Origin of the sequence: Methylobacterium dankookense, assembly GCF_902141855.1 — a bacterium.
Taxonomy (GTDB): Bacteria; Pseudomonadota; Alphaproteobacteria; order Rhizobiales; family Beijerinckiaceae; genus Methylobacterium; species Methylobacterium dankookense.
In genome coordinates, this window is record NZ_CABFVH010000058.1 from 21,662 (window position 1) to 28,188 (window position 6,527).

Sequence of the window (6,527 nt, forward strand, 5' to 3'; positions counted from 1 at the left end):
TCTGAATGACTGGGCCAGAACGGCCGAATAACGCGCCAAATTGATGTGCTCAAAAATTTCCCGCGAACCAATGGTGCCGTTACGTCGCGACACATCAACGGCGCCTTATCAGTAAATTCAGAGGTGTGATAAGCGCTAAAGACAAGGCCATCCACTATCGCGGATGACCTGTCGTATTCATTTATTCATTTCCCGATTCGGCCGGGCCATCCATTCCGGATAGAAACACGAGCTTTACCCTGCAGTCAAACGGCAGCTTAGGGTGCCGACCGCTCCGCTATTTCGCGGCCAGCAGGGTGAACTTGTGAATCTGCGGCGGTTCAGAAAACAGTTCTTCTGCCTTGTCCATCAGTGCGGCGGCAACCTTGCCGTCAAGATGGGCCTGCCGATCCTCCTCTGTGTCGAACGTATCGAAGATCGCGTACGCACCGGAACCTTCCTCGATCGCATACCAGGTCAGAGTGCCCGCCTCAGCTTGAACGAGCGGCAATGCCGAGGTCAAGAAATTGGCGACATCGCGCTCTTTTCCGGGCTTGGCCTTCAGTGGTACATACAGGGCAAGTTTGGGCATAAATGACTCCTCAAGTGAAACGGACAGATATTATTCGGCAAAGTAACGGACGAGCGGGCCGGTAGGTTCCCCATGAGGCAGAGCACACGCGCCCCCCCTCCTCGTCGAAATCAGAACTGCTGTGCGGTCGGCCGGATGACGATCGCGTTGACGTCGACGTCATCAGGTTGTTCGACAGCGAACGCGATAGCACGCGCCACCGATGCCGCCGGGATGGCCTGCTTGTAGAAGTCCAGCACCGTCTCGGCAGCCGCTCCAGAGGTCGTGAACTTCAAATCGCTTTCGACAGCTCCAGGCTCGATTGACGTGACCCGGACCTTTTCCCCCACCTCTTGGCGCAAGCCCTCGCTGATCGCGCTGACGGCGAACTTGGTGCCGGAGTAGACCGTGCCGCCCGGTGCGAAGACCTTGATGCCCGCAACCGAGCTCAAGTTGATGATGTGACCGCTGCCCTGCTCGAGAAAACCGGGAAGGGCCGCCGCGATGCCGTAGAGCGTACCCTTCAGATTGACGTCGATCATCTGGTCCCACTCGTCGGTGTTGACCTCGGCCATCGGACGGATCGGCATCAGCCCAGCGTTGTTGATCAGCACGTCGAGGCGGCCGAAGTCGGCAATGATTGCGGCGACGACGGACTGGACCGCCGATTTGTCGGTCACGTCCACCGCGTAGCTACGTGCCGTGCCGCCAACTGCGGCGATGTCCGCGACGACCTCGTCGAGCCTGTCCTTGCGCCGCGCGGCGATGGCCACCTTGGCGCCGCGTTCCGCGAGAAGACGCGCGGTCACCGCGCCGATGCCGGTGCTGCCGCCGGTAATGAGAACGACCTTGCCTTCGATACCCTTGGTCATGACTGTATTCCTTCAAGTCAGTTGTTGATTTTTCGCCGGATCGCGGCCCCGCGCCAGCGATAGGCGCGTAGATGAATGAGGCCCAAGAGCCCCGCGCGAAGCGCAGGTGCCAACAGGTCGGTCATCCGCAACACGTCTGTGTCAAACGCCTTTACAAGCCGTGCCGTTTCCACCCGCTGTTATGGCGCAAACACACCTAGGGTCAAAACCGCATCAAGGTGTTGCGTGGGCTGTAGTTTTATGATTCGAGGCTGCCGTTTGCAGCGCGGAGGCGGCGGTGGCGGATCTGTTCTGGCTCTCGGATGAGCAGTGGGCGGTGATCGAGCCGTTCCTGCCCCGCAATCAGCCCGGACCCGAGCGCAAGGACGACCGGCGGATCATCTCCGGCATCCTGCACGTGATCACCGCAGGCTGCCGCTGGTGCGACTGCCCGGATACCTACGGCCCGTCCAGCACGGTCTACAACCGCTTCAACAGGTGGTCCCGCCGCGGCTTCTGGCGCGCGATGCTGGCCGCCCTGGCCAAGGCTGGATGGGCTGGGGACGCGGCCGCCCTCGACAGCACCTATGTCCGGGCCCACCGCTCCGCCCACGGTGGCAAAGGGGGGCTCGCACGCAGGCCATCGGCCCGTCGCGCGGCGGCCAGACGACCAAGGTCCACGCGCTCACCGACGTCCTCGATCGCCCCGGCGTCCTTCTGCTGACGCCAGGCAACGCCAGCGACGTGACGACCGCGCCAGCCGTACTGGCCGAGGCGCCCGGCCGCATCCGCCGTCTGGCCGCCGACAAAGGCTACGACGCCGACTGGCTGCGCACCGATCTGCGGGAGGCAGGCATCACGCCCGTCATCCCGGGCAAGCGCGGCCGAAAGCGGAAGATCCGCCACGACAAGCGCCGCTACCGCGAGCGCTGGCGCATCGAGGCGACCTTCAACCGCCTCAAGGACTTCCGCCGCATCGCAACCCGTTACGACAAGCTCGCCCGCAACTACGCTTCCGCCCTCGCGCTCGCCGCCGTCATCGCCTTCTGGTGCTGATCGAGTCTCGACCCTAGTGCGGCTCTCCGATCGGCCGCGTACGTGGTTGGAGCGGGGTGTTTGCGCAGCGCCCGCCACAACGTGCTGTGATCGACGCCAAGGACGGCAGCCATACCGGCCGGCGTCTGCGAGCCGCCCTCGATAGCTTCGCGGGCATGGCTCACCTGTTCGGCGGTGAGCTTCGGCGGCCGGCCGACATGCTTACCGCGCCGTTTGGCGGCGGCGATGCCGGCATTGACGCGCTCGACAATGAGCGAGCGCTCGAACTCGGCGAGCGCCCCCATCAGGTGGAAAACGAGCTTGCCGCCGGCTGTGGTCGTGTCGATGCTCTCCGACACCGAAGCGAAGCCCGCGCCTCGTGCGCTGAGCTGGTGAATGATCTCAATCAGGTGCGGCAGCGAGCGCCCCAGGCGGTCGAGCTTCCAGACGACAAGGACGTCCCCGGCAGCGACCTTGGCAAGCGCGGCATCCAGCCCGGCGCGCTTCTTGGCAGCGCCCGACATTCCGCAATCCTCGAACACGGCTTCGCAGCCCGCGCGCAGCAGGGCATCGCGTTGAAGGTCAAGCGATTGGTCGTCTGTCGATACGCGGGCGTAGCCGATTTTCATGCCCCCATTATGCAATAGGGTTTTGCAAAATGTCGAGGCAGAAATCTCAAGGGCTTAGCGGCAGGGTCTCACCTCTTGTAAAAGGTCTACCTTTTGCAAGCATGATATAGACAACCCTGCCGCACGAGGTGAGCGGCAGGGTCAAAGGGTGTTAGGAAAGAGTGGCCGTCACAGTGTGACGACGATCTTACCAATCTGTTCGTTGCTTTCGAGGAAGCGGGTCGCCTCCTGCACCTGATCGAACGGGAAGGTTCGGGAGATCAGCGGATTGAGTGCGCCGGATTGCAGGCCCTCGTTGATGAACGCCTTTGCGCGGTCAAGGATGGCGTCATCAGAGACGATCTCGGTGTAGAGATACCCCTTGAGCGTCAGGCTTTTGCCGAGAACCGCGAACTGCGGGAACGGTCCTTCGTCCGGGCTGAGCGCGCCGTATTCGAGCAGAATACCGCCCACGGCCATGGCGGCGGCGAGCCGGGCGATCTCCGGGCCACCGATTGGATCGAACACGACCCGCGCGCCCTTGCCGCCGGTAATCTCCATAACGCGAGCGGCCAGGTCTTCCTCGGCCGTGGCAATGACGTGGTGCGCACCGGCTTCCCGAAGCGCCTTAGCCTTGGCATTGGTGCGGGTCGTGGCAATGACGGTCGCGCCGACGCTACGGGCGATCTGGAAGGCCGCAATGCCGACGCTGCTCGATGCGGCCGAGACAATCACGAAATCGCCCGCGGTGAGCTTCGCTTGCTCGATGAGCGCGCCCCAAGCCGTGACGTACTGCATCCACGACGCGGCGGCCTGCTCGAACGAGAGGTTCGCCGGGTGCTTCACGACGTGGCGGGCCGGGATGTTGATGACCTCGCCGTAGGTAGGCCATTTCGCCATGTCCAAGGTCGGGATGACGCTCACGGCATCACCCTCCGCAAAGCCCTGCACGCTGCTGCCGAGCGCCTTGACCGTACCGGCGGCCTCATAGCCGAGCTGCGAGGGAAAAACGGCGTCCTGAAGGTACGCGCCTTTGCGGAACATCACCTCCGCACGGTTGAGGCCGATGGCGTGCACGCCAATCTGCACCTCATCGGCCGCCGGGGCTGGCACTTGGATGTTTTCGATCCGTAGGACGCTCGGATCGCCATACTCATGAAATCGGACAACGCGGGTCATCTGCTTACTCCTACAATGTTTTTTCTTTCGTGCGGCTGGCGTCGCACGGGGTGTGGATGCATGTTGCATCTAGCAGCAGAATTGAAAATACGGTAACCGAGGGCACATAATGCCCAAAAGTATACCGGGGCGTGTCGCAAACTCGGCTGCGGGTCACAGTGATCGGCCCCCACGCGGTGGTCCAAGTTCTAAGTTAGTGCAGGGTCGGCCTTTGCTCCACGGGTCGCTTGGCCGGCGGAGCCGACCGGGTGAGCGCAGCCGGCCAAGCGGTGAAGGCCGGCACGAACACCTCCGGGGCCGGTGGTCGGTAGCCGAGCGAGGCGTGCGGGCGCACGCTGTTGTAGTGTAGACGCCAACTCTCGATCACGATCTGCGCCTCCTTGAGCGTGTAGAAGATCTCACCGTTCAAAAGCTCGTCCCGTAGTCGTGCGTTGAAGCTCTCGACGTAACCGTTCTCCCATGGCGAGCCGGGTGCGATGTAGGCTGTTCTGGCGCCGACACCGGTGATCCAGGCCTGCACGGACTTGGCGATGAACTCCGGACCGTAGCACATCGGGAAGATGGCTCGACGGCTCTGGGGCGGCGCGCGAAGCCATGCGGAGCGCAGCGCGCAGCCCTGGGCGGTCATGGCCGATCGGCAGGTCTCTAGAGTGACGGTGTTCGAAGCCTCATTCCGGAGACGGATCGACCATGACCAGACCACAGCTTACGCCGCCGGCCGGCGTTCTCGTAGCCATCGACGTGGCCAAGGCCCGCAACGAGGTCCTCATCGAGGTGCCCGGCTCCGGCCGACGACGCCGGTTGAGCGTCCTCAACACCCGTGCCGAGCACGACCGCCTGATCGCGCTCCTGGCCGATCTCGGTCAGCCGGTGACCTGCGGGTTCGAGGCGACCGGCAACTATCACCGCCCGATTGCCTGGCGCCTGCTCCAGGCGGGCTTTGCCGTGCGCCTGATCTCGTCCGTGGGGCTCGCCCGCACCCGCGAGGCCCTGCACAACGGTTGGGACAAGAACGATCCGAAGGACGCCCAGGTCATGCTGCACATGATCCGCATCGGCGCCTCGCAGGTCTACCATGACCCGCTCGCCGCCGGCATCAACGACGTGCAGGAACTGTCCAAGACCCACGACGCCGTCTCGCGGGCCAAGACCGAGGTGCTGCATCGGATCCTGACCCACTACCTACCACTGTACTTCCCGGAGGTCGACCGCTTCCGCCACAACAGCCGCTCGGACTGGTTCTTCGCCTTCCTCGATCGCTTCCCCACGCCCGCCAGCATCACCGCGCTGAGCAAGGAGACCTTCATCGCCGCCGCCTGGGATGTCGTCGGGCGCAAGGTCGCCAAGGCCCAACTGCTCGGCGACATCTACGAGACGGCCCGCAGCTCGATCGGCCTGCCGGTGCCGCCTGACGCTCCGGCGCTGAGCATGTTCCGGCTCGTCATCGGCGAGGTGCGCGGCCTCATACGGCAACGCGACGCGATCGAGGCCGCGGCCGACACCCTCCTGTCGGAGAGCGCCGACTACAAGCTGCTGCGCCGCATCCCCGGCATCGGCCCGATCAACGCCCTGACCATCCTGGCCGAGGCCGGCGACCTGCGCCGCTTCAGCCATCACCGTCAGTTCCTGAAGTTCTGTGGCCTCGATCTGGCCACCCAGCAATCCGGCACCTTCCGCGGCCAGACCAAACTGTCGAAGTACGGCAACGCCCGGCTCAGGCGTACGCTTTGGCTGGCTGGGCAGGTGGCCATCCGGCAGCGGGAGAACGGCTTCCGCGACAAGTTCGAGCGCTACATCGCCCGCGACCGGCACGATGCCGACCTGCGGCGCAAGGCGCTGACCGCGATCACCGCCAAGATGGCGCGCGTGGTGCACGCCGTCATCAAGACCGGTGCCGATTACCGGCCCTTCGTCGAGGGGCCGGTACCAGGTGGGAGAACCCCTCTCAGCAGAGCCGTGAGGGCGTGAGAACCACGACCCTGTAGATAATGCTCGGGTCTCCTGCCTGGATCGACATCTCGTGTTGAGGACGGTGAGGACCACGGCGCGACGCGCGTCGGCTGGATCCTGTGTTCGCTATGGCCGAGAGTTCTTCCGGATCGGCAGGAGCCGCCTGGATCGACGTTGACGACAAACACACCGCGGGCGCATGTTCGCGAACGGAGACCTGTTGCCTAGCCAGCCGTCCTTCCTCGCTACGTAGGACGTTGTCCGAGCGGATATGGCCGGGCACGCCGCGCAGGATGAACAGGTCGGACAGCACGTCGATCACGTCCGCCGCCTTCAGCTTGCGTGCGACGCGGA

Annotated in this window: 7 protein-coding genes and 1 pseudogene; 2 read left to right on the forward strand and 6 right to left on the reverse strand. The window is 64.1% G+C overall.

Going from position 1 to position 6,527, the window contains the following annotated elements; genetic code table 11:
- Window positions 1–277: 277 nt before the first annotated feature.
- Both MTDSW087_RS26295 and MTDSW087_RS26300 read right to left on the reverse strand, forming a co-directional pair.
- Complete coding sequence (locus MTDSW087_RS26295) at window positions 278–571, reverse strand: putative quinol monooxygenase (protein ID WP_003604614.1); 294 nt, start codon at window positions 569–571, stop codon at window positions 278–280.
- A gap of 110 nt (window positions 572–681) precedes the next feature.
- A complete protein-coding gene (locus MTDSW087_RS26300; protein ID WP_144768179.1) occupies window positions 682–1,422 on the reverse strand; it encodes an SDR family oxidoreductase in 741 nt (246 codons plus the stop codon).
- Between the two features lie 277 nt (window positions 1,423–1,699).
- Between MTDSW087_RS26300 and MTDSW087_RS26305 the strand changes: the two genes are divergently transcribed.
- A protein-coding gene (locus MTDSW087_RS26305; RefSeq protein WP_144768181.1) for an IS5-like element ISMpo7 family transposase occupies window positions 1,700–2,457 on the forward strand; the annotation gives its coding sequence in 2 pieces (ribosomal slippage) (window positions 1,700–2,030 and window positions 2,030–2,457; 759 coding nt in all).
- Here MTDSW087_RS26305 and MTDSW087_RS26310 read toward each other — a convergent pair.
- The 3 genes and pseudogenes from MTDSW087_RS26310 to MTDSW087_RS26320 form a co-directional block, all read right to left on the reverse strand.
- The gene (locus tag MTDSW087_RS26310) at window positions 2,409–3,065 is read right to left on the reverse strand and encodes a recombinase family protein (protein ID WP_003607317.1); all 657 of its coding nucleotides are present in this window, start codon (window positions 3,063–3,065) and stop codon (window positions 2,409–2,411) included. The genes MTDSW087_RS26305 and MTDSW087_RS26310 overlap by 49 nt on opposite strands.
- A 168-nt stretch (window positions 3,066–3,233) precedes the next feature.
- Entirely contained in the window at window positions 3,234–4,223 is a 990-nt protein-coding gene (locus MTDSW087_RS26315) for a zinc-dependent alcohol dehydrogenase family protein (RefSeq protein ID WP_003607316.1), read from the reverse strand.
- Between the two features lie 193 nt (window positions 4,224–4,416).
- Window positions 4,417–4,767, reverse strand: a pseudogene (locus MTDSW087_RS26320) (integrase core domain-containing protein); the annotation flags it as partial.
- A 146-nt stretch (window positions 4,768–4,913) separates the two neighbouring features.
- Here MTDSW087_RS26320 and MTDSW087_RS26325 point away from each other — a divergent pair.
- The gene (locus MTDSW087_RS26325; protein WP_144768183.1) at window positions 4,914–6,191 is read left to right on the forward strand and encodes an IS110 family RNA-guided transposase; all 1,278 of its coding nucleotides are present in this window, start codon (window positions 4,914–4,916) and stop codon (window positions 6,189–6,191) included.
- Here the strand turns inward: MTDSW087_RS26325 and MTDSW087_RS26330 are convergent.
- The coding region (locus tag MTDSW087_RS26330; protein ID WP_144768185.1) for a hypothetical protein at window positions 6,169–6,527 on the reverse strand (359 nt) is incomplete at its 5' end. The two genes, MTDSW087_RS26325 and MTDSW087_RS26330, sit on opposite strands and share 23 nt — an antisense overlap.